Annotated in this window: 37 protein-coding genes; 29 read left to right on the top strand and 8 right to left on the bottom strand. The window is 67.6% G+C overall.

Features of this window, described 5'->3' with window-relative positions; all coding sequences use genetic code 11:
• Positions 1-62 precede the first annotated feature (62 nt).
• From ACK8CP_RS13840 to ACK8CP_RS13810, 7 genes are read left to right on the top strand one after another with little or no spacing between them, the layout of a single operon-like run.
• Positions 63-401: a DUF2190 family protein gene (locus tag ACK8CP_RS13840; RefSeq protein ID WP_414832201.1), complete on the top strand. Its 339-nt coding sequence runs from the start codon at positions 63-65 to the stop codon at positions 399-401.
• Entirely contained in the window at positions 401-775 is a 375-nt protein-coding gene (locus ACK8CP_RS13835) for a hypothetical protein (RefSeq protein ID WP_414832200.1), read from the top strand. The genes ACK8CP_RS13840 and ACK8CP_RS13835 overlap by 1 nt, the downstream gene beginning before the upstream one ends.
• Positions 775-1527 carry a hypothetical protein gene (locus ACK8CP_RS13830; RefSeq protein ID WP_414832199.1) on the top strand — a complete coding sequence of 251 codons (753 nt, stop codon included), beginning with the start codon at positions 775-777 and terminating at the stop codon, positions 1525-1527. The genes ACK8CP_RS13835 and ACK8CP_RS13830 overlap by 1 nt, the downstream gene beginning before the upstream one ends.
• Positions 1527-1811, top strand: coding sequence for a hypothetical protein (locus tag ACK8CP_RS13825; protein WP_414832198.1), 285 nt, complete (start codon positions 1527-1529; stop codon positions 1809-1811). The genes ACK8CP_RS13830 and ACK8CP_RS13825 overlap by 1 nt, the downstream gene beginning before the upstream one ends.
• A 3-nt stretch (positions 1812-1814) precedes the next feature.
• Complete coding sequence (locus tag ACK8CP_RS13820; RefSeq protein WP_414832197.1) at positions 1815-3338, top strand: phage tail sheath subtilisin-like domain-containing protein; 1524 nt, start codon at positions 1815-1817, stop codon at positions 3336-3338.
• 29 nt (positions 3339-3367) lie between these two features.
• Positions 3368-3733 (top strand): phage tail tube protein, encoded by a 366-nt coding sequence (locus ACK8CP_RS13815; protein ID WP_414832196.1) that lies wholly within the window; start codon positions 3368-3370, stop codon positions 3731-3733.
• Positions 3733-4092 (top strand): hypothetical protein, encoded by a 360-nt coding sequence (locus tag ACK8CP_RS13810; protein WP_414832195.1) that lies wholly within the window; start codon positions 3733-3735, stop codon positions 4090-4092. Before ACK8CP_RS13815 ends, ACK8CP_RS13810 begins: the two co-directional genes overlap by 1 nt.
• Before the next feature lie 64 nt (positions 4093-4156).
• On the opposite strand, the gene ACK8CP_RS13805 is transcribed toward ACK8CP_RS13810, so the two are convergent.
• A complete protein-coding gene (locus ACK8CP_RS13805; protein ID WP_128292007.1) occupies positions 4157-4366 on the bottom strand; it encodes a hypothetical protein in 210 nt (69 codons plus the stop codon).
• Between the two features lie 36 nt (positions 4367-4402).
• Between ACK8CP_RS13805 and ACK8CP_RS13800 the strand changes: the two genes are divergently transcribed.
• The 21 genes from ACK8CP_RS13800 (at position 4403) to ACK8CP_RS13700 (ending at position 19420) form a co-directional block, all read left to right on the top strand.
• Positions 4403-6649, top strand: coding sequence for a phage tail tape measure protein (locus ACK8CP_RS13800; RefSeq protein WP_414832194.1), 2247 nt, complete (start codon positions 4403-4405; stop codon positions 6647-6649).
• A gap of 10 nt (positions 6650-6659) precedes the next feature.
• Positions 6660-7130 (top strand): DNA circularization N-terminal domain-containing protein, encoded by a 471-nt coding sequence (locus ACK8CP_RS13795; protein ID WP_414832193.1) that lies wholly within the window; start codon positions 6660-6662, stop codon positions 7128-7130.
• Position 7131: 1 nt separating this feature from the next.
• Positions 7132-7794 (top strand): hypothetical protein, encoded by a 663-nt coding sequence (locus ACK8CP_RS13790; RefSeq protein ID WP_414832192.1) that lies wholly within the window; start codon positions 7132-7134, stop codon positions 7792-7794.
• A 7-nt stretch (positions 7795-7801) separates the two neighbouring features.
• On the top strand, positions 7802-8899 hold the full coding sequence (locus ACK8CP_RS13785) for a phage baseplate assembly protein (RefSeq protein ID WP_414832191.1): 1098 nt from the start codon (positions 7802-7804) through the stop codon (positions 8897-8899).
• Complete coding sequence (locus tag ACK8CP_RS13780) at positions 8896-9378, top strand: phage baseplate assembly protein (RefSeq protein WP_414832190.1); 483 nt, start codon at positions 8896-8898, stop codon at positions 9376-9378. Before ACK8CP_RS13785 ends, ACK8CP_RS13780 begins: the two co-directional genes overlap by 4 nt.
• An 18-nt stretch (positions 9379-9396) precedes the next feature.
• On the top strand, positions 9397-9948 hold the full coding sequence (locus ACK8CP_RS13775) for a phage GP46 family protein (RefSeq protein WP_414832189.1): 552 nt from the start codon (positions 9397-9399) through the stop codon (positions 9946-9948).
• Positions 9920-10996, top strand: coding sequence for a baseplate J/gp47 family protein (locus ACK8CP_RS13770; protein WP_414832188.1), 1077 nt, complete (start codon positions 9920-9922; stop codon positions 10994-10996). Before ACK8CP_RS13775 ends, ACK8CP_RS13770 begins: the two co-directional genes overlap by 29 nt.
• Positions 10993-11748 (top strand): hypothetical protein, encoded by a 756-nt coding sequence (locus ACK8CP_RS13765; protein WP_414832187.1) that lies wholly within the window; start codon positions 10993-10995, stop codon positions 11746-11748. Before ACK8CP_RS13770 ends, ACK8CP_RS13765 begins: the two co-directional genes overlap by 4 nt.
• A 33-nt stretch (positions 11749-11781) precedes the next feature.
• A complete protein-coding gene (locus tag ACK8CP_RS13760) occupies positions 11782-12654 on the top strand; it encodes a glycine-rich domain-containing protein (protein ID WP_414832186.1) in 873 nt (290 codons plus the stop codon).
• A 5-nt stretch (positions 12655-12659) separates the two neighbouring features.
• A complete protein-coding gene (locus tag ACK8CP_RS13755; RefSeq protein ID WP_414832185.1) occupies positions 12660-13280 on the top strand; it encodes a hypothetical protein in 621 nt (206 codons plus the stop codon).
• A 4-nt stretch (positions 13281-13284) separates the two neighbouring features.
• Entirely contained in the window at positions 13285-13674 is a 390-nt protein-coding gene (locus ACK8CP_RS13750) for a hypothetical protein (protein WP_414832184.1), read from the top strand.
• Entirely contained in the window at positions 13664-15106 is a 1443-nt protein-coding gene (locus ACK8CP_RS13745; protein WP_414832183.1) for a hypothetical protein, read from the top strand. Before ACK8CP_RS13750 ends, ACK8CP_RS13745 begins: the two co-directional genes overlap by 11 nt.
• A complete protein-coding gene (locus ACK8CP_RS13740; protein WP_414832182.1) occupies positions 15103-15690 on the top strand; it encodes a hypothetical protein in 588 nt (195 codons plus the stop codon). Before ACK8CP_RS13745 ends, ACK8CP_RS13740 begins: the two co-directional genes overlap by 4 nt.
• A gap of 1 nt (position 15691) precedes the next feature.
• Complete coding sequence (locus ACK8CP_RS13735; protein ID WP_414832181.1) at positions 15692-16234, top strand: hypothetical protein; 543 nt, start codon at positions 15692-15694, stop codon at positions 16232-16234.
• Positions 16234-17037, top strand: coding sequence for a hypothetical protein (locus ACK8CP_RS13730; RefSeq protein WP_414832180.1), 804 nt, complete (start codon positions 16234-16236; stop codon positions 17035-17037). The genes ACK8CP_RS13735 and ACK8CP_RS13730 overlap by 1 nt, the downstream gene beginning before the upstream one ends.
• Positions 17038-17119: 82 nt before the next feature.
• A complete protein-coding gene (locus ACK8CP_RS13725) occupies positions 17120-17341 on the top strand; it encodes a hypothetical protein (RefSeq protein WP_414832179.1) in 222 nt (73 codons plus the stop codon).
• Positions 17331-17813: a lysozyme gene (locus tag ACK8CP_RS13720; RefSeq protein ID WP_414832178.1), complete on the top strand. Its 483-nt coding sequence runs from the start codon at positions 17331-17333 to the stop codon at positions 17811-17813. Before ACK8CP_RS13725 ends, ACK8CP_RS13720 begins: the two co-directional genes overlap by 11 nt.
• Complete coding sequence (locus ACK8CP_RS13715) at positions 17810-18184, top strand: hypothetical protein (protein ID WP_414832177.1); 375 nt, start codon at positions 17810-17812, stop codon at positions 18182-18184. Before ACK8CP_RS13720 ends, ACK8CP_RS13715 begins: the two co-directional genes overlap by 4 nt.
• Positions 18138-18404, top strand: coding sequence for a hypothetical protein (locus tag ACK8CP_RS13710; RefSeq protein WP_414832176.1), 267 nt, complete (start codon positions 18138-18140; stop codon positions 18402-18404). The genes ACK8CP_RS13715 and ACK8CP_RS13710 overlap by 47 nt, the downstream gene beginning before the upstream one ends.
• Position 18405: 1 nt before the next feature.
• Positions 18406-18813: a hypothetical protein gene (locus ACK8CP_RS13705; protein ID WP_414832175.1), complete on the top strand. Its 408-nt coding sequence runs from the start codon at positions 18406-18408 to the stop codon at positions 18811-18813.
• Between the two features lie 88 nt (positions 18814-18901).
• Positions 18902-19420 carry a host-nuclease inhibitor Gam family protein gene (locus ACK8CP_RS13700; protein WP_414832174.1) on the top strand — a complete coding sequence of 173 codons (519 nt, stop codon included), beginning with the start codon at positions 18902-18904 and terminating at the stop codon, positions 19418-19420.
• Between the two features lie 10 nt (positions 19421-19430).
• Here the strand turns inward: ACK8CP_RS13700 and ACK8CP_RS13695 are convergent, their stop codons facing one another.
• Positions 19431-20354, bottom strand: a complete 924-nt coding sequence (locus ACK8CP_RS13695) for a matrixin family metalloprotease (RefSeq protein ID WP_414832173.1) — start codon at positions 20352-20354, stop codon at positions 19431-19433.
• Between the two features lie 79 nt (positions 20355-20433).
• Between ACK8CP_RS13695 and ACK8CP_RS13690 the strand changes: the two genes are divergently transcribed.
• Complete coding sequence (locus tag ACK8CP_RS13690; protein ID WP_414832172.1) at positions 20434-20754, top strand: hypothetical protein; 321 nt, start codon at positions 20434-20436, stop codon at positions 20752-20754.
• Positions 20755-20929: 175 nt separating this feature from the next.
• Here the strand turns inward: ACK8CP_RS13690 and ACK8CP_RS13685 are convergent, their stop codons facing one another.
• From ACK8CP_RS13685 to ACK8CP_RS13660, 6 genes are read right to left on the bottom strand one after another with little or no spacing between them, the layout of a single operon-like run.
• Positions 20930-21616 (bottom strand): hypothetical protein, encoded by a 687-nt coding sequence (locus ACK8CP_RS13685; protein WP_414832171.1) that lies wholly within the window; start codon positions 21614-21616, stop codon positions 20930-20932.
• A complete protein-coding gene (locus tag ACK8CP_RS13680) occupies positions 21603-22859 on the bottom strand; it encodes a hypothetical protein (RefSeq protein ID WP_414832170.1) in 1257 nt (418 codons plus the stop codon). Before ACK8CP_RS13680 ends, ACK8CP_RS13685 begins: the two co-directional genes overlap by 14 nt.
• Positions 22856-23611 carry a hypothetical protein gene (locus ACK8CP_RS13675; RefSeq protein ID WP_414832169.1) on the bottom strand — a complete coding sequence of 252 codons (756 nt, stop codon included), beginning with the start codon at positions 23609-23611 and terminating at the stop codon, positions 22856-22858. Before ACK8CP_RS13675 ends, ACK8CP_RS13680 begins: the two co-directional genes overlap by 4 nt.
• A gap of 10 nt (positions 23612-23621) precedes the next feature.
• Positions 23622-24005 (bottom strand): hypothetical protein, encoded by a 384-nt coding sequence (locus tag ACK8CP_RS13670; protein ID WP_414832168.1) that lies wholly within the window; start codon positions 24003-24005, stop codon positions 23622-23624.
• Positions 24002-24556, bottom strand: a complete 555-nt coding sequence (locus ACK8CP_RS13665) for a hypothetical protein (RefSeq protein WP_414832167.1) — start codon at positions 24554-24556, stop codon at positions 24002-24004. The genes ACK8CP_RS13670 and ACK8CP_RS13665 overlap by 4 nt, the downstream gene beginning before the upstream one ends.
• A 14-nt stretch (positions 24557-24570) precedes the next feature.
• Positions 24571-25062: a hypothetical protein gene (locus ACK8CP_RS13660; RefSeq protein WP_414832166.1), complete on the bottom strand. Its 492-nt coding sequence runs from the start codon at positions 25060-25062 to the stop codon at positions 24571-24573.
• Positions 25063-25197 lie beyond the last annotated feature (135 nt).

Below are 25197 nucleotides of genomic sequence, written 5' to 3'. Positions count from 1 at the left end.
CATGATCCCAGGGGCGGCTTCGAGCCGCCCTTTTTCTTTCTGCGGATTTCAGGAGACAGAACATGAAAGACTTCGTGAAGCCGGGTAACACCATTACCGTGCCTGCGCCGGCCGGCGGCGCGAAATCCGGTGCGGGTGTCCTCGTCGGCTCGATCTTCGGCGTCGCCGCCTATGATGCGGACGAGGGCGATCCCGTCGAGATCATGCTGGATGGTGTCCACATGCTCGACAAGACGAATGCCCAGGCCTGGACGATCGGTCTCCTCATTTATTGGGACAACACGACCAAGAAGGTCACCTCGGCGGCGAGCGGCAACAAGCTGATCGGGGCCTCTACCGAGGCCGCGGCCAATCCGTCCGCCGACGGCATGGTGCGGCTCAACGGCGCGTTCACCTCGTAATGCTCGATTTCGGGGCGCTGGTTCGCGCCGCTGATGTCGCCTTCGGCGAGGCATTCACGCTCACGCCGATGACGCGGCGGCCGAACGGCCCTCCGACGCCAGACGAGACGCGCGTCGAGCAATCGTTTCGCGGTATCTGGGTCGAAAAGCCGGAGATGCTCGACAGCTCCGAATCCTACGACCCGCGATCGACGCAGCGTTTTGCGCATGCGAGCGGCGAGGTCGGCGTCTCTGTGGAGCTGTCGCAGCTCCCTTATGAGCCGCGGCAGGGCGACCGCGTCACCCGCGTCAAGGACGGTCGGAGCTATTCGGTCACCTGGCCGAAACGCGACGGGCTCGGCTGGGTCACGCTGATCCTGGCAAAGGCCGCCTGATGACGGCCCTCAGCGTGACGGCTCTGCGCCTCGCCGCGATCGAGGCGCTGGCGCCGACCGCAGCCATCGCGGCCGGAAGCGGCTTCCCGACGATCGCCGGGAGCCACGTCTACGACACGCGCTCCGTGCCGGTCGACGCGCTGGCGCCCGACGCGCCGCCCGCGCTGACGATCGGCGTCTATGCCGAAGAGACCGAGGGCGTTCGCCGCGGCGACGGCTCCGCGTCCCACAATGAGTTTCTGTCCGTCGATCTGACCTTCGAGCTGGAGCTCGCGGTTATCGACAGTTTCGACGGCGAACCCGGCGTCGGAAACCCGGCGACGGATGCGGCGGCGGCGGTGCAGCTGGAGTTTCTGGCCTCGCAGATCCGCTACGTGCTCCTCGTCTCTCAGGCCGGATATCCGTTCCGCCGGATCTGCAAGGCTGTCTCGCGCACCCGCACCGTGCCGTTCCGGCTGCCGGAGCTCGCCGTGCGGCTCGCCCGCCTCACGATGGTGATGGCCTGCGAGATCGACGACGACGAGTGGAGCGACGCGCCGGGCGAGCTGCCGGAGCCGCTCGCCGGCTTTGCGGCCGGGCTGCCGGACGGCAGCTATGCGCGCGACGTCTGCGACCAGATCGCCGCGGCCTGGCCGGGGCAGGAGACGCCGCCGCGGCTCGACGAGATCCGCTTCGGCTTCGGCGCCGAGCGCCCCGACACATTCGACGACGCGCCGCTCAAAGGGCGGGTCGACCTCACAGGAGATCCCTGATGGCAAATCATCAGCACATGGTGCTGGCGCGACAAGGCCTCAAAATCCCGATGCCGGACCGCGATTTTCGCCTGTTCCCGGACAAGGGCCGCCGCGTCGATCTGGACGACCCGTTTTATGCCGCGCTCTTGCGAGGCGGCGACCTGGTCGCCAGCGAGCCCAGCGCGGACGGTGCCAGCGAGCCCGGCGCCGACAGCCCCGAGAGCGCCACGCCGGGCTCTCAACCCGAACCCGAAACGACCGACAAACCGCAGGGCGCAAAACCCCGGCGCCGGAAGGAGTGATCAATGGCTGACGGTATCGTCTTCGACAACATCCCGGGAGCCGGACTGGTCGCTCCCGGGTTTTTCTTCGAGGTCACCAGCGGCGGGCAGTTCGAATCGAATGCCCGTATGCTCGTCATCGGCCACGCCAATTCCGGCGCGTCGCTGGCGGTCAACACGCCGGTGCCGCTCAATTCGCAGTACGAGGCGGATTCTATTGCCGGCGCCGGGTCGGTGCTTGCGGATGCCTACCGCATTGCACGCGCCAATGCGCCGGCCCAGGAGATCTGGGGCATGGCCGTTGCCGCGACCGGCACCACGGCCGCGTGGACGGTCTCGATCGACAGCGTGCCCGCCGCGGGCGGCGTCGGCGTGATCGAGATCCAGGGCGAAGTGATTTCCGTTTCGATCGCGGCCGGCGATACGGCGACCGAGGTCGCGACCGCGCTCGCCGCGGCCGTCAACGGCTATTACAACGCGCTGACGGGCGCTTCTCTTGCCGTGACGGCGGCCTCGACCGACGAGGTGGTGACCATCACGGCGCGGCATGCCGGCCTCGTGATGAATTCGGTCGATTTGCATGTGCCGACCGGCGTCACCGGCAACGCCTTCGCCGGCGCGACGACGACCACGCAGACGACGACAGCGACCGGCTCTCCGGACCTGACGACGGCGCTCGCCGCTCTCGGCGACGATCCGTTCGATTTCATCGCGACACCCTTCGCCGATGAAACCAATCTCGGCCGCTACGAGACGTTGATGTCCGACGTGTCCGGGCGGTGGTCCTATCTCCGGCAGATCTACGGCCACATCGTCACGGCCGTGGTCGATTCCACCGGCGATCTGACGACGCTCGGCCTGTCGCTCAACGACCGCCATCTGACGGTTATCCCGGTGATCGAGGGCGGCTCCAATCCGTCTCCGGTCTGGGCCTGGGCGGCCGGCCTTCTGGGGCGCGTCGTGCCGTGGCTCGGCGACGGATCGACGGGCAATGTCAGCCGCAACCAGACGGGCCTCGTCGTGGAGGGCGTGCGCGCGCCACGGAACCGCGCCTACTGGCCCGGCTACACGCAGCGCAACACGTTTTTGAAATCGGGCATTTCGACCTGGTCGGTGAACGCGTCCGGCGACGTCGCGATCGACAAGCTGATCACGACCTATCGGCAGAATCCGCTCGGACAGACCGACACCGTCTTTCGGGACATCCAGGTCCTGGCGCAGCTCATCTACATGCTGAAAGCCTATCGCGCGGCCCTGTCCTACGAGCACGGCAACAAGGCGATTGCCGATTCCAATCCCGGTGGTCTCGGCGCGCTGGTCACGATCGAGGACATCCGCGCCACGATGGTGCACACGGCCGACGAGCTGGAGCGGCAGGGCGTGCAGGCCAATGCGGCCGAGTTCGCCCGCCGCCTCGTCCTGTCGCGCGACAACGACAATCCGAACCGCGTCAACATGTTGGCGCCGATCGACACGGTCGATCCGCTCGACATCGTGGCCGCGAATGCCCGCCTCTTCAAACAATACCGGCAGGCCGCGGCTGTCTGATCCGGCCGACCATCTAAAGGAGATCCGACATGGCGCGATTTGGCGGCGAAATGCTGTTCACCCTCGCGGGCGGGGAGAAGCTCACCATCCGCGGCGACGTCACCATCAAGCCCGCCGGCATCTCGGCGGAGGCGATCACCAACCAGAACGGCTCCGTGAGCCAGTCGGCGACGCTGATGCCACACGGCTGGGAATGCACTTTCGAAGACGCGGCCGACCTCGACTGGAACGCGCTGATGCGGGCCGGCGCGTTCGAGGTGACGATCCGCGAGGATTACACCGGCGTGTCGCACCTCTTCGGCTCCGGCTTCTTCGTCGGCGAGCCCTCGATCAATCGCAAGACTGGTGAGGTCTCCGGCCTCTCCGGCGCGCATCAGAGCTACCGGAAGATCTGATGGCGACGATCAAGCTCTCCAGAAGCTACGAGGCGTCCGGCACGGTCTTCGATACCGTGACGCTGCGCCCGCCGACCTGCGGTGAGTATTTTGCGATCGGCGAGCCGCAGGAATGGGTTCTCTCCGGCGGCGTCCGCGGCACGCGCATGCTCGCGACCGATCTCGGCGTCGTCCGCCAATATATGGACAAGCTGTGCACCGAGCCCGGCGGGCAGTATCTCGACGTTCTCGACCTCAAAGACGCGATCGCCGTCAAAGACGCGGTGCTCGGTTTTTTTACAGAAGCGAGGTCGTCGACGCGCAACTCGACTTCCTCTTCCTCGACCTCCACTGGCGGCCGCAAGACGTCGAAAAGCTGACCTTCGACGCGCTCGACAAGCGCATCGAGAAGCTCGCATCCGGGCTCGAAAAGCGAAAGAAGCGCTAAGGCGCTTGGCGGGTGGTGCCGCCGCAGATCGGGCATCGATAAGAGCGCTCACTGGCGACGGCGGCGAGCACGAACCAGACGACCAGCCACAGCCCGCCGGTCACGATCGACAGCAACAAATGCAGGATGTGCGTCGGCGTCTGTTTTTGCGCGAGCACCGTCCGGCTGCATTGCGGGCAGTAACGTTGAGCATGCTTCGTCCCCACTGACGTCTCCCTCCCTCGTCGAAAGATCATCCTGGCATGTCGAACCGCATCCTCCAAGCGACGCTGCGTCTCATGGGCCAGGACGCTGGAGCCGGACGCATGCTGGCTTCGGTCGGCGGCAAGATGGAGCAGATGGACCGCCGGGCGGAGGCGTTCAACCGCCGCAACGGCGCGTTCATGCGCGGCCAGGCCATGCTCGTCGGCGGCACGGCGCGCCTTCTCGCCGGTGTCGCCGGACCGGCCGCGATCGCTGCCGGGATGACGGCGGCCGTGCGCGGTGCAAACAGTCTCGAAGAGGCGCTCTTCGGCATCGAGAAGAAGTCGGGCGCAAGCGCCGCGCAAATGGCGCGCATCAAGCAGGAAATCCTCGATCTCAATGACGAGCTCCCCTCGGCGATCGAGGATATCGCGGCCGCTTACGAGCGCGGCGCCGCCGCTGGTCTGCCGCTCGAAGATCTGCGGGAGTTCACAAAACTCTCGGTCAAGGTCGCCGACGCCTTCGAAATGTCCGAAGAGGAGGTCGGCAACGTCTTTGCCGGATGGCGGACGGCGCTCGGCCTTACCGGGGGCGCGGTCGAGAAGCTGACAGACCAGATCAACTATCTGGCGGATGCGGGCATCGCCGACGAGCGCGATCTCGTGCAGTTCATCGACCAGTCGAGCGGGCTCATCAAGAACTGGGGCCTTTCGGAAGGGCAGGTCGCCGCACTCGCCGCGACCATGAAGAACCTCAAACTCGACACGTCCGCGGCCGCCACGTCCATGCAGAACCTGACGTCTCGCCTTCTGGCCCCAGACGTCATGAACAAGGACGGCATCATTTGGATGCAGAAGCTCGTCGGCGACACGAAGGAGTTTCATAAGCTCGTCAAGGACGATGCCCAGGGAGCGCTGCTCAAATTCCTGGATTCGCTCTCCGAGCTCGACCGCTTCCAGCGCGCCGAGGCCCTGACGCGCATCGTCGGCCGCGGCTATTTCATGGAGATACAGACGCTCTCGTCGAACCTCGACGAATACCGTCGCAATCTCCGGATGCTGCAGAATGAATCCGCCTATATGGGCGGGATCGACCGGGTCTTCGAACGACGCATGGAACTGAACCGCGTCAAATGGGGCATGGTCTGGAAACAGCTGGACGAGCTGAGCCGGCGCGCCGGCGACATGGCGTTTCCGGCGCTCAAGGCGGGCGCCGACCGGATGCTCGACCTGTTCAAGTACATGGAAGAGAACGGCACGCCGTTCGAGCATATGGCGGAGGCGATCGACGGCTTTGCCAAGGGCGCCGGCTACGAAGACTTTTCGACCATGCTGTCCGACATCGGCGACCAGATTGACCGCATCGCCGGCGGCGGTGACGGCAAGTGGGAGCTGACGGACACGTTCAACGCCGCCGCCGAGGCGGGGGCCGCGCTCGCCACCGTCCTGGAGCGCATCGAGCGGGCCATGCTCAATCTGGAGCGTGTCAAACTGTGGCTCAACGTGTCCGGCGCGACCACCGGCTTTGCGACGATGACGCAGCGCGGATTGCGCGCTCTCGGCCGCGGCGCACAGGCGATCAACCCGGCCGACGATGTCAGCGCCGAGGAGGCGCTGCGTCTCTTCGACCAGGAATTCGACCAGATTCCGAAGGACATCCAGGAAAAACGTAAAGACAACCTCAGGCGCCTGCAGGAGATCGACGCGCGGCTCCAGGAGATCGACCGGGCCGAGACCGGCCGCGGGGCAGTCGTCGAGAATGTCCAGCGGCGCCGCAGCGATCGGGCCGCCATTGCGCAACATACGCGCCTGGCGCGCCTGGCCCGCGAGGCGGAGGATGCCAGCATGGCGGCGCTCGGCGCCACCGGCGGCGCGACACCTGCCGCGCCGGGCATCGCGCCGCCCTCGCTGCCGCGGGCACGGTCGAGCGCGATCGAGGTCCCGAGCCTGCCGTCGGCACCGGCTCTGCCGCCGGAGGCCTCGCTCGAGGAGACGATGCGCGCCTATGAGCGCATGGCCGAGCTTCAGGATGAAATGAAAGAGGCGAAGGCGATCTTCGACATCGATCCCTCCGCCGGTCTCGCCCGCATCCAGGCGATCCGCGAAGAGATGGAGGACCTCGCCACGGTCAAACCCTCGGTCGACGTCAATATCGATCCGGCGCTCGCGAGCCTCAAACGCCTCGAAGCGGAGGCCGCGCAAACCGGACGGCGCGTCAATCAGGCGCTCGCCTCCGGGCGGCGGTCCGGGCTCCGCGGCGATGTCGGACGGTCGATGCCGGCCGAAGCCGGGATGGCCGAAGAATGAGCAGGGAAGAATGAGCCGCGACTGGTCAAAAGCCTTTCGGCGCGCCTCGTTTCGCGGCGTACCGTTCTGGGTCGAGCGCGACATCGTCGCCGGCGGCCGCCGCGTCGCCGTCACCAACATCGCCTATGGAGAGACGCCGGTCACCGAGGACATGGGCAAACGCGAAACCGTCTGGCCGATCGACGCCTATGTCGCCTCCGACCTCGCCGACATCGAGGCGACGGCGCTTGCCGCCGCGCTCAACGCGTCCGGCGCGGCGCTTCTCGTGCTGCCGATGGAACCGGCGCGCCTGGCGCGCTGCATCCAGTTCGAACGGCGGCGCGATCTCGACCGCAACGGCTATATCGGATTCCGGGTGCAGTTCATCGAGGCGGGCGCAGGCGTGTCCTTCCCGGCGGTCACCGGGCCGTCGCCGATCGCCGCGGCCATCGTGACCGGGGCGGAGATCCTCGGCGCGGCCCTGGCGGAGGCGCTCGACTGACATGAATACGGCCGAGATCATCACCGCCGCCCTCGCCAGCGTGGCGCGGGTCGAGGCCCTGCGTGCCGCCTCCGTCATGGCAGCGGCGCGCGAGGATACGGCTCTGCGGCTCTCCGAAGCGGCGAGTGCCGCAGCGGCGCTCGCCGATTCCGCGCCGGCCGATTTCGTGGCGGCGCTCACCGCATTCGCGCGGCATGTCGGGCTCTACGGCGAGCCGGCGGAGCTCTTTCGGGCCTGCGTCGCCGACCTCGACAATACGGGCGAGCCTGGTCCGGTGCGCATCGTCGCCGATGCCACGATCTTGTCGACGCTCTGCCTCGTGGCGCTCCGCCGCGATTATGCCGCCCGCCAGGATGCCGCCGCGGCGCGCACGACGATCGGCACGCTCGCCGAGCCGGTGATCGAGACGGCGGGCACGCTCCTCGGCGAGGCTGCGTTTGCGCATCTCTCCGACCTCGTCGGGCAGAGCGTGCGCAACCTGTCGCGGATCGCGGCAGACCGGGCGCCGCTGGTGCGCGTCGAGACCGGCGTGTCGCTGCCGTCGACGGTGCTTGCCTGGCGTCTCTATCAGGACCCGGCCCGCGCCGCCGAGCTCGTCGAGCGCAACCGGGTGACGACGCCAGCCTTCATGCCTGTGTCGATCGAGGCCGTGGCGCCGGAATGAAGACGGCATGAGCGACCCGCTGGAGACCGTCACCGTGGAGGTCGGCGGCGAGGTCTACGGGTTGTGGAGCGAGATCGATCTCGTCTTCGGGGCCGAGCAGGCCGTGCGCACGGCAAATCTCACCTGTGCGCATCCAGGCCTCGCCGGTATCGGCCGATTCAAGATCCGGCCGGACATGCCGGCGCTGGTGAAGGCGAGCGGCGAGACGGTGCTCACCGGCTATGTGCGCGACGTCGATCCAAACCATGGCGACCAGGCCAGGACGATCCGCGTGACCATCGGCTCGAAGACGATCGACAGCGTCGAAAGCTCGGTCGTGCACGAGAGCGGCCGCGTCGAAAACGCCGACATGCTGGAAATTGCCGCCGAGATCGACCCGACCGGAGTGGAATGGATCCTGGCCGGATCGAAACCGCCGAAGGAGCCGTGGCACCAGGTCGTGCCGGCGCGCTCGCCGTTCCGGGAGCTGGAGGAGCTGGCGCGCTCGCGCGGCTATCTCCTGCACGACAATGCCGACGGGCAGATGGTGCTCGCCGACCGGCCCGAGGGCCGCCATTCCGGCGCGCTCGCGATCGGGTCCGGTGGCAACATCGTGCGCGCCGAGAGCAAGCTCACCGGCAATGGCCGCCACGACAAGATCATCGTGCGGGGGCAGGGATCGCGGCGTCACGGCGCGACGGAGCTCCGCGCCGAGGCGACGGCGCATGACGGGACGGTCGGGAGGTCGCGCCCGCAGATCATCCTGCACGAGGGCGAGCCGAGTTATGCGCGGCTCAAGAAACGCGCCGACAACCAGGTGCGCCGGGCGGCCGGGCGGTCGCGGACGGCCAGTGTCGAGGTCGCCGGATGGCGCGACCAGGCCGGCCGCATCTGGTCGCCGAACTGGCTCGTCTATCTCGACGATCCGCTGATCCTTTTGAGGCAGGATATGGCGATCAGCCAGGTCACGCTCCGTCAGGGGCCGGGCCTGTCGGACGATGCCGCGGCGACGCGGGCGATCCTGCAGCTCGTCGATCCGCGCGCTTTCGGCGGCGACGATGTCGGCGGAGACAGCGACGCGGTCTGGCAGACGCCGGAACCACAGGCGGAGGTGACGGCCGAATGACCAATTTCCGGCCGTATCTGACGCGGCTCGAAATCGACAGCGACCGGGAGAGCGACGGGCTTCTTCTCCTCTCCGGCCGCGGCCGCGCAGGCGAGGCGCCGCGCGATATCCTGTGGATGCAGCAGCACGGGCTCGCCTCGCGACCGCCAAAGGGTGCCGTCGGCGCGTTCCTGGCGCTCGGCGGGGCGCATGCGCAGCCGCTCGCCGTCGGCGGAGAGCATCCGGGTCTGCGCCCCCGCATGGAGGCCGGCGAGACCGTCCTCTACAACGCGCACGGCCAGGCCGTGTCGATCGTGAAAAACAACATCCGCATCGTCGGCGGCGACAGCGTGCACATCAAGGCGACGACCATCATCCTCGACGGCGAATGCCGCCTCGGCGGAGAGGATGCGAGCCGGCCGGCCTCGGCGGAGGGCACGGTCGACAGCGACGGCGATGTCGACACCGGCAATCTCGCGACGCACGTCTATGTCAAATGACCGTCAAGTGAGCATCAAATGACCATCCGCATCGTGCCGCTGACGGAGGAGCCGGAGGCCCTTCTGTCGCCGGACATCGTCTGGGACGGAGAGATGGGCGATTTCGCGGCGGCCGGACCGGACGAGACCAAGAACCGCGGCGGGCTCCGCGCCCGGGCGCAGCTTGCGACCGCAATCCTCATGCTCCTGCAGACCGATCGCCGCGCCGATCCTTCGGAACTCCGCGACGGCGACGACAATCGCGGCTGGGCGGGCGACGGCTTCGATCTCGACGCCGACAACTCCGAGCGGCCGCTCGGCTCGAAACTCTGGCTCCTGCGGCGGCGCAGCGTCGACGAGGTGGAGACGCCGCGGCTTGCCGAAGATTACGCCCGCGAGGCGCTCGACGTCCTGATCGAGCAGCGGGCCGTGGCGCGCATCGACGTCCAGGCGACGGCACGTCCGGCCGATCGCCGGCTCGATCTTAACGTCGCGCTCTATGGCCGCGACGGAACGCAACTCTATGCGGCGCGCTACGGCGTGTTGTGGGACCAGGTGACACGTGGCGACATCCACCCCCTCGCTCAATAGCCTGTCGCAGCGCATCCGCGGCGCGTTTCGCCAGGAGCTGCCGGACACGGATGCGACGATCTGGCCGAACACGCTCTATGTCATCGGCAAGGTCGTTGCCCTCGTCCTCCACGAGGCGCATCTGCGCGCGACCTGGATCTATCGCCAGATCTTCGCCTCGACGGCGGATGGCGCGCATCTCGACCGGCACGCCTACGAGCTCGGCCTGACGCGCAAGCCCGCGACCCGCGCCGCCGGCGAGATCGAAATCACGGCGACGCCGGAGACGACCTATCCGGCGGGCATGCGCTTTCTCTCGGGCGCGCAGAGCTACGTCGCGACCGAGGCGGCGACGGCGAGCGTCGCCGGCGCGCTCGTCGTTACAGTGCGGGCCGCTGAGGCGGGGCTCGCCGGCAACCGCGAGGCGGGCGAAAGCGTCGCCCTCGTCGATCCGGCGCTTTACAGCGGCGTTGCGACGACCGGCAGCGTTGGAGCGGATGGGATCGGCGGCGGGGCGGACCGCGAAAGCGACGAAAGTTTGCGGGCCCGCATCCTCGACCGCAAGCGGCGGACGCCGCAGGGCGGGGCGGAAAGCGATTACGAGCAATTCGCCCGAGCGGTGCCGGGCGTCTCCAAGGCCTGGGCGCAGCGTTTCGCGGGCGGGCCCGGCACGATCGGCGTCTGGTTCTTGATGGAGGGGCGGGCGAACGGGATCCCGACCGCCTCCGATGTCGCCGCGGTGCAGGCGGCGCTCGACGCGCGGCGGATGATCCGGGCCGCGGCGATCGCCGCAGCGCCCGTCATGCGCCCGCTCGACATCGATCTGACGCTGGTGCCGGATACGGAGGCGAACCGCGCCGCCGTGGAGGCGCAGCTCGCGGCCATGTTTGCTGCCCGCGCCCGGCCCGGCGTGGCGGGCGATGCCTTCGTCCTATCGGTCTCATGGATCGCCGAGGCGATCTCGACCGCGCTCGGCGAGGACCGCCACCGGCTGCGCGCGCCCCTCACCGACATCGTCTATTCCGGCGGCGAGATGCCGGTCCTCGGCACGATCCGGTATTTCTCGTGAGCACCTATTTCGTTCCGGCCGGATCGGACTTTTCGGCAGACGACGGCAGTGCCGTCATTGCCGTCACCTGCAATCCCGATCCGCTCGGCAGCGCGCCGCCCGACAATGCCGACGTGCTTTCGGCCCCGTCCGCCGACGATCTTCTCTCCGTGACGCTCGCCGCACAGCCGATGGGGGCGGCGTGGCGGAGCCCGGACGGTGTCGCGCCCGACACGACGAGCCGCATGGCGCGGTTCTGGCGGGCCGTCTCGACGCCGTTTGCGGATCTTTATGCGCGCCTCTTCGACATTTCGCAGGAATCGACTTCGGTCTCGATCGTCGAAAGCCTCGCCGATTGGGAGGCGGAATATGCGCTGCCCGGCCCCTGCGCCCCGTTCGACCCGGACGAGGCGGCGCGCCTCGAAACGCTGCGCCTCACGGTGCGCGGACAAAGCTATGTGACACCGGCGGAATTCACCTGCCTCGTCGTGTCGATGGGGCATGGCGAGGTCGTCATCGAAGAGCCGGCGCCGTTCCGCTGCGGGGAATCGCGTCTCGGCAGCGACCATCGGCTCGGCAATGCGGCGATGCCGTATGAATGGGTGATCCATCTCGACACGCCCTTCATCACGCATTTCGCCTGCGGCACGTCGGAGCTCGGCATCGACCGGCTGACGGATTTCGGACGGGCGAGCGAGGTCGAGTGCCGGGTCAATGCCGTCGCGCCCGCCTGGACGCGGCCCGTCTTCTCTTATGCGCTCGCGGCCGATTGACCGGCCAGACCACTCTCACAGCAAGAGGCCAGCATGAAATACAACCAGCCCGTCGGCGCGGACGAGGACGCGTCCTATGTGACCGGCAATGCCGGCGCCGGCATCCAGGGCTCGCAGGTGCCGGCCGAGGCGATCGAGCAGCCGCAGCGCGAGATCATCAACGTGATCGAGGGCGCCGGTCTCGATCCGAACGGCGCGGAGTTGTCGCAGCTCCTGCAGGCGATCCAGATCATTGCGGGGCTTGCCGGCGGCAACACGGGCGTCGGCGGGTTCAACACGACGCGGACCTATAAGACCGGCTCGCATGTATGGACGCCCCCGAACGGCGTCACGCTCGCCTTCGGCATCTGCTGGGGTGCCGGCGGCGGCGGCGGCGGCGCGACCGGCAAGGGCGCGGCCGGGGCGGGCGGTGGCGGCGGCGGCTTCGCGGCGGGCTATTTCACGCCGACGCCAGGCTCCGGCGTTTCGATCATCGTCGGCCAGGGCGGCAAGGGCGGCTATCGCACGTCAGCCGGCCAGGCGGGCGGCCTCTCCTCGATCGGGGCGTTCATGTCGGCGCTCGGGGGTACGGGCGGGGCCGGCTCGGCCTCCGGCGTCGGGCGGCCGATCGGCAAGGCGGGCAAGGGGATCGGCGGGCAGTTCAACCAGTATGGCGGCTGGGGCGAGCCCGGCTATCTCTCCGCCAACAACGCCTATTTCTCGGGCAATGGCGGCTCGGCCTTCGGCTCGACGCGCATGCCGGGCTCTCTCGGCGGCACAGGGGACGGCAATTTCCGCGCCTCCGACGACACGACCGGGCTCGACACCTATCCGGGCCAGGGCGGCGCCGGCGCCTCCAACAACGGCTACGGCCTCACCGGCCATGACGGCCTCGTCCTCCTCTTCTACCGCAATCCGACGGAGTAACGCGCATGCCGTGGTTCATCATCGTCGACGGCGAGGTGTCGCAGAAATTTACCTCGCTGCCGCAGCTCGCGCCGGGCGTCAACGCCGAGGAGGTGTCGCAATCGGTCTTCGACGAGACGCCGACCGGCTATGTGCAGGACGGGCTCGGCGGCTATCGCGAGCGCCGCTGGTACGACGAATACGAGAACGTCGACCAAATGAAACTCGGCGCCGCCAACGAGTGGAAAAAGGATTCCGCCGAAGGGCTGATGAGCATCTTCTACGCCGATTATCCGGCGAACGAGATCGCGGCGTTTGCGCAATCGCGCCTGGCGGCCGAGGCCTATCTCGCCGATCTGCCGGAGCTCGACGACATCGGCGCGGCGCAGAAGGCGCTGATCGAGAACGAGGCGACGGCGCGCGGCAAGACGCCGACCGAAGTGTGCAATTCGATCATCACCAAAAACGACGAGTATCAGAAGGCGATCGGGCGGCTCAAAGGGTTCCGCGCCAACGTCGATCTCATCGTCGAGGATTTCGCGCGCGACATCGGCGAAAGCGAGCCCGCCGCGAAAGACCGGCTTTGGGGCCTGCTCGAGGCGGAATACAATTCCGCCGAAACCGCCATCGACCTGATCGTGACGTGACGCGATGGCTCTGATCACCGGCGACCCGCCGGAACTCGATTTCGAGGCCTATGCCAACGAGGCCTGGATCTGCTCGCTGGAATTCCTCAACGCCGACGACGAGACGCCCTACGATTTGACGGATCTGGCGTTCTCGCTGCAGCTCCGCCGCCTGCCCGAAAGCGCCACGCTCGACCTCGAACTTTCGACCGCGACGGGCGAGCTCTTCGTCGACGAGACCGATCCGGCAAACGGCGTTCTCAACATCCTGGCGCCGGTCGCGGCCGTGCGCCGTCTCTCCGGAATTTATGCCTATGACCTCCTCGTCTGGCGCGCCGCCGTCAATGAGACGGCGCGCATCTGGCTCCGTGGCAAAATCACCGTCGGCACGGGAGTGACGCGCGATGCATCCTAAATCGTCTGCCGCGATCGCCGTTCAGCCGCGCGGACTGCCCGGCCCGGCCGGCATGGATTTCAAGGGCAAGTGGGAGCGGCGCACCACCTATGCCTGGCGCGCCGTCGTGCTCCATGCCGATCAGCTGTGGTTTTCGCTCCGCGGCAACACCGGCATCGAGCCGGGCTCGTCGGAATCCGACTGGCGGCTGTTTCTCCCGAAGGGCGTCAAGGGCGACCAGGGCGAGACGCCGACGCTCGAATGGCGCGTCGAGGATGCAACGCTGCAGGTGCGCCGCGTCGGCGACATCGACTGGGTCACGCTGTCGGCTACCTCGGCGCTCGGCCAGCGCATCCTGTCGGGTGCCGCCGATCCCGCCTCGGGCGACGGCCATGACGGCGATTATTACCTCAACACCACGTCCTATGTGCTCTTCGGGCCGAAGGCCTCGGGCGCCTGGCCGACGCCGGGCCTCGTGCTGAAAGGCATTCAGGGCGATCAGGGGCCGCAGGGCGAGACCGGGCCCCAGGGGCCGCAGGGCGAGGTGGGCGAAACCGGCTGGGACGTCGCCTGGACGACCGGCGCCACGGCCGAGGCCGATCACACCTATGCGTTCGCAAACAAGCGCTGGCGCGCCGTTTCGGGCGGGCTCCTGCCCGACCCGCCGACCGCCGACCCCGGCAGCGATCCGACGAACTGGGAATATCTCGGCGATTTCGCGTCGGTGTCCCACGATCACGACGACCGCTATTACACCAAGGCGCAGCTCGGCGCGCTCGATCCGGTGGTTCTCGCCGGCATTCCGGCCGTGTCCGATCTCGTGCCGATCGAGGGCGTGACGCCAACGGGCTATTCACGGGCGACGACGACGAGCCGCACCGATCCTGCCGGCAATGCGCAGAGCGTGGCGGCGGGTGTGATCCCGATCGATTACGACGCGACCACAGGGGAGCTGATCGGCTGGCTCCTGGACGACGCGGACGACACGTGGTCCGTGCCGCTCGAGGCGACATTCGATGTCGGCGAAGGCGCGATCTACATCCGGGGCCGTACCGGGTCGCTCACGGGTCAGAAGGCGTTGTGGGTGCTCGATGACGGCACGTCCGACAATTACATCTATCTGGCTCACTCCAGTGGCAATTTCACTCTAGGGATCAATGCTGGAGGCACGACGGCTCTGAATGCCACGTTGGGTGCGGTCGCGACCGACACCGATTTCGCGCTTGCAATCGCGTGGGTCGGCACAGCTGTCAAAGCGTCGATCAACGGCGCGGCGTTTACGAGCCACACCGCGGCGGGCCTTCCCTCCGGACTGACGACGGAGCGTCGCGGGGAGATGCCTGCGGGAACCCCGGGCGGCCTCCATTGGGCCGGGCACGCCAAACACTTCGCCCGCTTCGCGCGTGCGGTTGATGGGGCAACGCTCCAGGCCATGACGGGAGACCTGGCATGAGCACGATGAACGCACTTTTGCGACGGGCGATCGACAGTGGGGCGATTCCGAGCGGCGAGAGTGAACAGACGATCTTTGCGCCGATCGGATTCATGACAGACGGCGCGGTGGCGCCTGAGCGCCAGGATCTGTCGTATGTCAACGACAATTATCCGCGCATCCCGGTCGCGTCGTTCGACAGCAGCGTTATCGAGACGCTGCACGGAAACTTCCCCATGCCGCCGTCGTGGGACGGCGGCGACTTTGCGGTGCAGTTCGTGTGGGCGTCGCCTTCGAGCGGCTCTGTCGTTTGGCGGTTCAGCACGTTTTCCACGCCGATCGCCGATCAGGGCCGTTGGGGCAATGCGTTCAACGTCACCGTCGACTCCGTCGATGCCGCGCTGGATAACGGCGAGCTCTACATCAACTACGGTGCGTGGTCTCAGGTCGCTCTCGGAACGCCCGCCGCCGGCACCAGACGTTTCCTGGCTTTCTCCGCGCAGCGGCGGGCGACAGACGGGGCGGACACGCATTCCGGCGATGCGCACCTGATCGGCGTGAATATCCGCTACCGTGCCAGTCGCCTAAGCGACCAGGAGGCCTGACATGGACCGCACGGAACTCGCCCTCGTCAGCGCGTCTGATGAGGTGCTCGACGTCATCCGCCTGACGATGGGCCAGGCTGTCGAGTGCTGCGGCTGGGTCGAAGGCGAAACGGTTACGGCGCCGAACGGCAAGGGCAACCGCTGGATGCTCGTTGTCCGCGAGGATGCACCAGTGGATCCGGAAATCGAGGTGGCGACCGAGGAAGTCGTTAGTGTCGAAGCCGATCGCGTCGTCAAGGCGCGCGGCAAGCGGGCGCTGACCGTGGACGAATTGATGCCGCGCTACGGGGCGGCGATCCAGGCGCATCTCGACGCCGTGGCGGCCGAGCGCCGGTATGACGGCATCAGCACGGGCGTCTCCTATCGCGACGATCCCGATCCGGGTTTTGCCGCCGAGGGCCAGGCGCTGTTTGCCTGGCGCTCGGCCGTGTGGGCCTATGCCATGAGCGAACTCGCCAAGGTGCAATCGGGCACGCGCGCCATCGTGACACCGGCCGAATCCGTGGCCGAGCTGCCGGAATTCACCTGGCCCGAGGCGAGCTGATGCTGCGGCTTACGAACCACGTCGGGTTTGGGGCACGGCGGCGAGGCGGCGCCAACAACTTTTTCGGCGACCTGCAGGGCCTTGGCCTCGACACCGGCCTCGTGCGTTGCGTCGATGCCGGCGCGGCAAAGAGCTATCCCGGCACGGGGCAGACCTGGGCCGATCTCAGCCCGGCCGGGAACGATCTCTATCTCGGCTCGAGCTCCGGTGCCGACGCGGCTGATCAGGCGTTCACCGGCACGGCCGGAGAGGTCGGGCCCGACACGTATTTTTCGTCGGATGGCGGAGATTACTTTGTCGAAGCCGCCGCGGTGATGACGGACTGGCATAAAGACAATGCACTGTGGTCGGCCGTTTGCCTGGTCTACTATGTCGGTGGGACGACGTATCTCTTTGGCAACCGCAGCAACGCAGGGCCGGGCACACGGGCGCTGATCCTCTCTGACAAAGTCTATGCCCAGGTCTACAACGCCAGCGGGCTAGCACTCAATCATTCCACGACGGCCACGCTAACGACAGATGCATGGCACGCGATCGGGCTATCTCTGGACGAGGCGGGGGACGCCCTGCGCATATCGATCGACACGACGCAAGAGACGTTCACGGGAGCCTATACGACCCCGTCGACGGGAACGCCTCAATACGCGCTAGGCCGTGTCGGAGATAACGGCTCAGGGGCCACGCCCGCGCCATCTGGCACCCGCTTCGGCCGCCTCGCCATGTGGGACGGGGTGGCGCTCTCCGCGGCCGATCTGAGCGCGATCTACGCCCAACAGAAAGAGCTCTTCACGACGCTGCCGTGACCCGTCCCGGTGGGGCTGCCGGCGCCCCACGCACTGTGCGCAGCCGGGGCGGGTGACCTTTTTCGAACATCGGAGACGATCCATGAACCTCGTCTGGAACTGGCGCAGGGTGCTGCGCCATGCCTGGAGTTTGCGCCTCATCGCGCTGGCGGCGCTTCTCTCTGGGCTCGAAGTCGCACTGCCTTATGCGGGCGACCTCCTGCCGATTCCGCCGGGCCTCTTCGCCCTTCTCTCCCTCCTCACCACGGCCGCCGCCTTTGCGGCCCGGCTCATCGCGCAAAGGAGTGTTTCCGGTGTCCAGTAGCAGGCTCAAGAAAGGCATCTTCGGCACGGTCACGGCGCTCGGCATTCTCGCCGTCGGCTTCGTCGGCGGCTGGGAGGGCAAGCGCAACGTCGCCTATCGCGACATCGTGGGCGTGCCGACGATCTGTTTCGGGGAAACCCGCGGCGTGAAGATGGGCGACACCGCGACCGACGCGGAATGCGCCACCATGCTCGGCGACGGCCTCGTGGAATTCGAAGCGGGCATGCGCTCGTGCCTGCGCGATCCCGATGCGATTCCCGATGAAAGCTACGTCGCGTTTCTGTCGGCCGCCTACAATATCGGCCAGCGCGCCTTCTGCCGCTCCTCCATGGCGCGGCGCTGGAACGCCGGCGATCTCCGCGGCGCCTGCGACGCGCTGCTCATGTGGAACAAGGCCGGCGGGCGCGTCATCCGCGGACTGGTCAACCGGCGCAAGGCGGAGCGCGAGCTCTGCCTCGAGGGCCTCACATGAGCGCGCTCCTCGCCAACCCGTGGGCGATCGTCGCGGCGGTCCTCGCCGTCCTCGCCTCCTATGGTGGCACCTATGCCGTCGGCGACCATTATGGCTACGCCCGCGCCGAGGCGACATGGCAGGCGAAATACGACCGCCTCGTCGCCGACACCGAAAAGGCCTCGGCCAAGGAGGTGATCCGCCAGCAGCAGGCCAATGCGGAGGCCCGCCGGGCCGCGGACGAGACCATCGCGGAGCTCCGCTACCAGCTCGCCCAGCAGGACGTCATCATGAAGGATCTCGAAAATGCAGCGGACAACGATCCCAATGCTCTGCGCGACTGTCTTGGGCCTGACAGCGTGCGGCGGCTCCAAAATCCTGCCGGTCGCTGAGGCGCCGATCCTGGAGCCGGCGCCGGCGGAGCTTTCCGCGCCCTGCGCCGATCCGGTGACCCTGCCGGGTCGCGGTCTGACCCAGGCGGAGGTTGAAAAGCTCTGGGCCCGCGACCGGGTCGCGCTGACGCGCTGCGGCCTCACCAAGCGAGCCGTCGTCGAGTTCTATGCGCGGCGCGACGCGGCGCTTTCGGGCGATTCCCGGGGCCGCGGGAGCTGAGATGTCGGAAGAGCTGATGTGGCTCGTCGGTGCGCTCGTGTCCGTCGTGAGCCTGATCGGCGGCGCGATCGTGCGCGACCGCTATCAGAGCGACAAGGTGTCGACGTCGGAGCGACGGCTCTCCGACCAGATGAAGGATGGCGACGACCGTCTGCATGAAAGGATCAACCGGGTGCGCGACGAGCTGTCGGAAAACTATGTGCGCCGCCCGGATCTCGAAGGCCATCTCGCGCGTCTCGACAGCCAGCTCCAGGAGCTGCGCAGCGACGGCAAGGCGCAGAGCCGGGAAATGGCGTCCCGCATGGATGCGCAGCGCCAGGAAATGACGGAGCGCCTCGACGCCATCATGGCGGCGCTCACCACCACCGCCCGCACGCCGCGCCGCAAGAGTGCGGCCCCCAAAAACTGAGGGCCACAAACTGACTGCCGCCGCTCGCGGGGCAAATGTCCATCCCTGTCCTTTTCTCAATGTCCATTCCTGCCGATTGGAGAAAGCCATGAGCGCCACGACGTTCACGGACGACACCGCATGCGCCGAGGCGATCGCGCGCATCGGCGCGATCCGTGCCGACCTCGCCCGCATCGAAACGACGAAAACGAAGGCGGTGGCGAAGGCCGCCGCGACAGCGGAAGAAAAGGCGAGCCCGCTGCAGGAGGAAGAGGCCGGCCTCGTCGCCGCCGTCGAGGCCTATTGCGCCAGGGAGCGCAAGCGCCTGACCGACAACGGCAAGTCCAAGACGGCGGAGTTCAAAACGGGCAAGGTCGCCTGGCGCAAGGGCCAGGCGAAACTCCTCATCGACCCGACGCTCGAAGACAAGATCCTCGACAGGCTGAAAAAGCTGCAGGGCTTTACCAAGACGACGGTCGCGATCGACAAGAGCGCGGTGAAAACCTCGCTCACCGACGACAAGGCCTCGCCGCTCAAGCGCATCAAGGGCCTGTCGATCGAGGAGCCGAAAGAGACGTTCTCGGTGACGCCGACCGGCGCGGAGCTCACCCCGCGCAAGGATCTCTAGGCGGCGCGCATCAGGCCAGCATGTCGAGGCTCTGGTCGCCGTAATAGACGATGTCCTCGGGACCGGCGAGGATCTCGTCGAGCCCGTCGCCGCCATAGACGGTGTCTGTTCCACCGCCGCGCACGTCGATCGTGTCGTTGCCGGCCCCGCCGAAGATCAGGTCGGCGCCGTCGCCGCCATAGATCAGATCGTCATCGCCGCCGGCATAGACCGTGTCTGCGCCGGCCCCGCCATAGATGACGTCGTCACCATCTCCCCCGAAGATTTCATCGCGCCCCGACCCGCCGCCGAGCACGTCGCTGCCATTGCCGCCGCCGAGCTCGTCGTCGCCGTCCTGGCCGAAGAGCTGGTCGTTGTGATCGCCGCCATAGAGCGCGTCGTTGCCCGTGCCGCCCTGGATGGCGTCATGTCCGGCATTGCCGAGGATGGTGTCGTTGCCGGCGCCGCCCAGGATGGCATCGTCGAAGTTCGAGCCGTTCAGAAGGTTGTCGCCGCTGTCGGGGCCATAGAGTCCCTGAATGTCCGTGATGTTGACGTTGTGCAGCTGCAGGGTCTCGTGATTGTAGGGATACATCACCGACCACCAGTCCGGATCATGCGTCAGGCCCATCGGCGCGTGGCCGATTTCGTGCTCCAGCACCGAGAGCTGGTTCATCTCGTCGGCATCGGCCGGGTCGAGGATGATCCTGACGTCGAGAACTTCGTGGCTCGAGGCATCGTAATGCCAGGTGCAGCGGCCGAGCGTGCCGCCCGCCCCGTCGATCGGCTCCCAGCCGATGGTGATCTCTGCCGCCCCATAAGGCACCTCGCGAAAATCGAGCTCGACCCAGGGATCCCAGAGCGCAAAGGCCTGCCGCGCCAGCTCCGGATCGAAGCCCGGATCGCATGCCCAACTCGCCACCGTTCCAGGAAAGTGTTCGCCTGTGAGTGCCATTGCGGCCTCCCCTTGCCTATAACCGTCCCCGGATATAATAAAAGGGGACGGTTATTGCAATAGACGGGGACGCTTATCAATGGCTTTGACAAACTTTCCGGGGACGGTTAGTCGCAAAAAGATGGGACGGCCGCCGCTCAAGGTTCGCGAGACAAAGGTCCGGCTGACGGAAGAGCAGCGGCGGGCGATCGAAGAGCTCGTCGGGCAGAACCGCATGTCGGCTTTCATTCGCGAGGCGATCGACGCGGAGATCATCCGCCGGCGGCAGGAGCTCGGCTTGAGCGCCGCCACGGATACCGTCCAGGTGCGCGCTGCCGTGCTCGCCTGGGAGGCGATGACGCCCGAAGCCCGTCAGTCCTGGATTGCCGCCGTCGAGGCCGACAAGAGCGACGACGCCTGACGCCGGCCCGGCTGCAGCGGCCGGGCACGCCCGTCGACGCCGAGGCAGTCCGGGCACAGGATCGTTTCGCGGGGCAGGTCGGACGAAACCAGAAACATATCCGTCTTTCCCATTGTCACACCTTTGGTCACCACGAGCCGCAAAACGCCTTCGCCATCGCAGCGTGGGCAGGAGCTCATGGTGCGAGCCTCGCTTCCGCGGCTTCCATGTCGGCCGCATGCCCGCTGTCTTCGGCCTTGCTTCGGTCGAAAGCGTCCAGCGGGTCCGCATCCTCCGGCAGATCGAGCGCGGCGCGAAGCTGCTCCTCTTGCCGGGCCACGCGCTGGCGAAGCTCCGCCTCCCGTCGCGCTTGAACAACGACATCGTCCTCCGGTGCTTCCGCCGGCGTCTCGATCGCGCGGCGCCAGCGGAGGAGTTTCTCGTCGGCATGGGCCTTGCGTTTGGCCATCTCCGCCTCGTCCGGCGGCGGGGGCTCTTCGCTGGCGCGCAGGAGCCGGTCGATGACGGCGGCCTCGCAGGCGAAGGGCTCCGCCATGCGCCGGACGAGGCGGGCGAGCTGCGGCGGGGTGGGTGCATAATCGGTGGAGAGCCCCGAGCGGTCCTGAAAGAACGCCTGGCGCGCCGCGACGGCGGCAAAGAGCGGCACGCCGTCGAGCGCCTCGAAATAGGCCTCGGCGCGAAACGCCGCCGTCTCGGCGGCGACGGGCATCAATTGCAGGATCGGGTTGATCAGCTCCTCGCCGAGCTCGCGCGGGCTCGCCGGCCGCAGCGCGACGTCGAGCTTCTGCGCCTGCCTGCCGAGCGCATCCCGCTCCTCATCGTCGAGACCGCTTCCCGCCCGAAAATGGTCAGGATCGACCATGCGCCCGGTTAGCCGCGGCGAGAGCAACGGCGGCGGCGATCGTCTCCGCCCGGCCCTGTCTGCCCCCGCCTGGTTGTCCGGCGCCTGGCTGTCCGGCACTGTCCCGGCCGCGCCATCGACCAGGCGAACCTCTTTCTGGGCTGTCAGCTTCGCCATCCTCTTTCCTCCTGAAAAACCTGATGTTTCCGTGTCCGTCCGCCGCGGGCACCTGCACCGTCCGGCGCTCGCGCGCCTCCGTCACGGCGGCCGCAAAATACGACCAGGTGCGCACCGAGCCGGCCGGTCTTCGGAGCGCCACGGCCCGGATCGCCGGCAGAATGTCGGCCTGAAGCGAGCAACCGGCGGCGAGCCAGCGGAGCGGTTCGGCCGGGTCGGCGAGATGCGGCCCCGCCATCAGGGCCGGACCGGCCGCCTCGCGAAGACGGGCCAGGAGCTCCCCCGGCGAGACGGGGATGCGTTCCATCTCCGGGTTTCGAAGGCCTCGCCTCTCTCCCTCCGCCTTTTCCGAAAAATCTCGCGCGTCAGCAGCAGCAGCAGAATCTTCCGATAGGAAGATCTCCGTTGTTGGGGGCGCGCGTCGCGTGCGCACGCGTATGGTGCCACCCTCAGGGTGGCACCCCCTGCCACCCTCAGGGTGGCACCCCTGCCACCCTGGAGGTGGCACCCCCTTGTCTCCAGATGATTGAGACGGGGAGGCTAGAGCCTCGCTTTCGGGAGACGGCACTCCCTCGGCAGGCTCAAGACGAGACGGCCCGGCGGAAACGGCATCCATTTCCGGGCCATGTCGTCGACGGTCTGGCAGAGCGGCATCTGACCAGACCTGCGGCGGAACGGCATCCGCCAGGGGAACGGCATCCCCATGAGCGGGAACGGCATCCCGCCTCTCGGTCAGGACGGCACCCGACGCGAAAAGATCGTATTGCTGGGCCGAGAACTCGACCGGGATTCCGGGGGCCTCGCGGCGAATGCGATAGCGGCAGGCCTGGCCCGCGCCTTTGCCGGAGCGGATCTCGATCCAGCCGGTGGCTTCGAGGAGATAGAGCGCCGCCTGCAGCGTCTTGCGCGACACCGAGAGCTCGTCCGCCATCGTTCGCTGCTTGCGCGAGCACCAGCCCGTTTTGGTCGAGGCCGCCTCGGCAATGAGCAACAGCGCGTCCTTGGCGCTCGGCGTCAGCCGCCGGTCGCGCGCGACGCCGCGCGGCAGGATGGCGAGTTTTGGCCCTGATGTTCTGGGGCCCGTCATGCGGCCGCCTCGGACGAGGTGGCCTTCGCGGATCCAGAGACGAACGGCATTCCCAGGTCGAGGTTCGGCGCCGGCGCCGCATCGGTGAAGAAAAGCCGGTTGCGCGCCAGGAACACGTTGCCATCTTCCTTGCTGCGCCACGCCGCCCCGCGGGGCAGCGGCTCGGACGTGCTCGACCACAGAAACCAGGCATGGTTCTGGCTCGGCCCGTCTTTCTTCTGCTCCAGGTTCACCCAGCGAATGCGGTCGGTGAGCACGATCTTGCCCAGATAAGTCGGGCAGTCGCGAAAGAGGTGCGTCCGCGTGATGCCGCTGTCGAAATCGACTTGCAGCAGCATGGCGAGCGACCCGCCGCGAAACGCCAGCATGGCGAGCGCCCGCTCGACTGCGGCGAGTGCCAGGCGCCCGCCCGGCCCATAGGGCGGATTGGTGACGATCGCGCCGATGTCCCGGCGTGCCGCATCGGCAAGCGGCGACGCGAAGAAATCGCCACGTTTGATCGGAACAGGCGAGACGCAGTGAAGGTCTGACGTTTTGAGCGGGGCGATGTCGGAGCCGACAAGCACGGAGCGCGAATACCCAGCCGCATTCAGCTCCGCCAGGATATGACCGCCGCCGGCGAAAGGATCGGCGATCACGTGACGGCAGGGCAGAAACCCCGCCGGCAGAGCCGAGAGGAGCGCCCCCGTCACCCAGTACGGCGTGAAATAGCGGTCGTGTTCCGAGCGGCGATAGGCGCTTTTCGCTCTCATGACACCCCCATCATGATCGGCGCCCCTCCGCGAGCAGACGATGGAGACGGAAGAGCCGATCGTCCGGCAGGGTGAGCGCGGCGCGCACCGGATCCTCGCGAAAGCGATCCCAGGCCTCCTCCTCCGCGTCGATGACCTCGGCCTCGACGAGAACATGCCGGTCGAGCGCGAAAAGCCGGGCGAGATCGGAGCGGAAGCGCCGCGCGGATGTTCTGTTGCGGCTGGCGCGAACGCCCGGAAGAGCGATTTGCAGATTCCGGCAGACCGAAACCACAGAGGCCGGGCTCGGCGCGCCGACTTCCATCGCGATTTCACGCGCGCTTCCGCACCCCACCGCGATGGCTCTTTCGACGGCGGCAGCCTTTTCCAACTTGCTCATGGCCCGCCAGGTCATGCCGCGTCCTCGCCCGCCATCTGCCTGGCAGAGCTGCGGCGCAGATAAAACCGGGCGCGATGGGCGGCGCAGACATGCGGCCCGTCGTCCTTTTCCACGGGCGCGCCGCAACAGCGGCGCTGGTCGATCGGCGCTTCGTCGAGAAGTGCGGCGCATTGGCGGGACGTGCGATCGAGGAAGAGCACCCCGACCCCGTCGAGCGGCTCGATGGCCCCGTCGGACGCATCGCCGGACATATGGTCGGACACATCACCAGACGCCGGGCCAGAGACGGAAGAGGGCACAGAGGCGGAAGAGGATGAGTCCGGTTTCTGCCTGGCCTGCCTGGCACGCCCCGCAGTTGCGCCGCGAACGCCGCGTCGGCACTGCACCCCCGGAAGGTCGATTTTCGCCCGCTTGCACACGCCGATGATGGCGTTGCGCGACGGCACGCCGAGCGCCTCGGCGATCTCGTTGGCGCTGCCGGCCCCCTCCGCGATCGCCGCTTCCACGGCCCGCGCCTTTTCGTCGGGCCGCATATTTTCCCATCTCGTGGTGGGCTGGTCCATCATTGGCTCTCCCCCCATCATCGGCTCTCCCCACTATCCGCCAGCCGCTTCTGCAGGCGCAAAAGCGCGTGGCTCGCCTCCTCCACCTCGACGAGGCAGTGTTTTCTCTCGCGCGTGTCGATCTTGCCGTCGGAAAGGGCCTCCAGAAGTGCGACGCTCGCCTCCGCGGTCTCGCGGGTGACGCCGGCGAGGAGCGCCGACCAGTCCGGCCGCGGCGCCTCCTCGCTCTCGCCAAACGGACGCAGCTCATAGCCTTGGAGCGCGGCGAGCGTGGCGAGGATGATCGGCCGGCCGGCGGCGCGATCGACGTCGAGCGCGATGTCGAGCGGCATGAAGCGGTCGGCGAAGTCGTCTCCGCTCGAGGCGTATTTCGACAGAGCCGGATGGCGCACCCGCGTCGCATGTTGCACGCATTCCGCGCCGCCCGCCTCGCGCAGCGCGCGGTCGGTGGCGGATTTCAGCCGGGCCCGGTCGGCCAAACTCGTCGGGCGCGCATTGTCTGAGCCCATCACAACCTCACATTACGGAAATATTGGTACGCGCCAGTTCCGTGACCGGGCGCGGCCCATATGGTGAAAGAAAAGAGCCGGGGCGCCGCGCGAGAGACGGCGCCCCGGCAGTCGGCCGGGAGCACGTCCGGCTGG

The organism is Afifella sp. YEN Y35, from assembly GCF_047553465.1.
GTDB lineage: Bacteria > Pseudomonadota > Alphaproteobacteria > Rhizobiales > Afifellaceae > Afifella > Afifella aestuarii.
The sequence above is the reverse complement of the archived record's forward strand: the minus strand, read 5'-3'. Positions and strand labels throughout refer to the sequence as shown.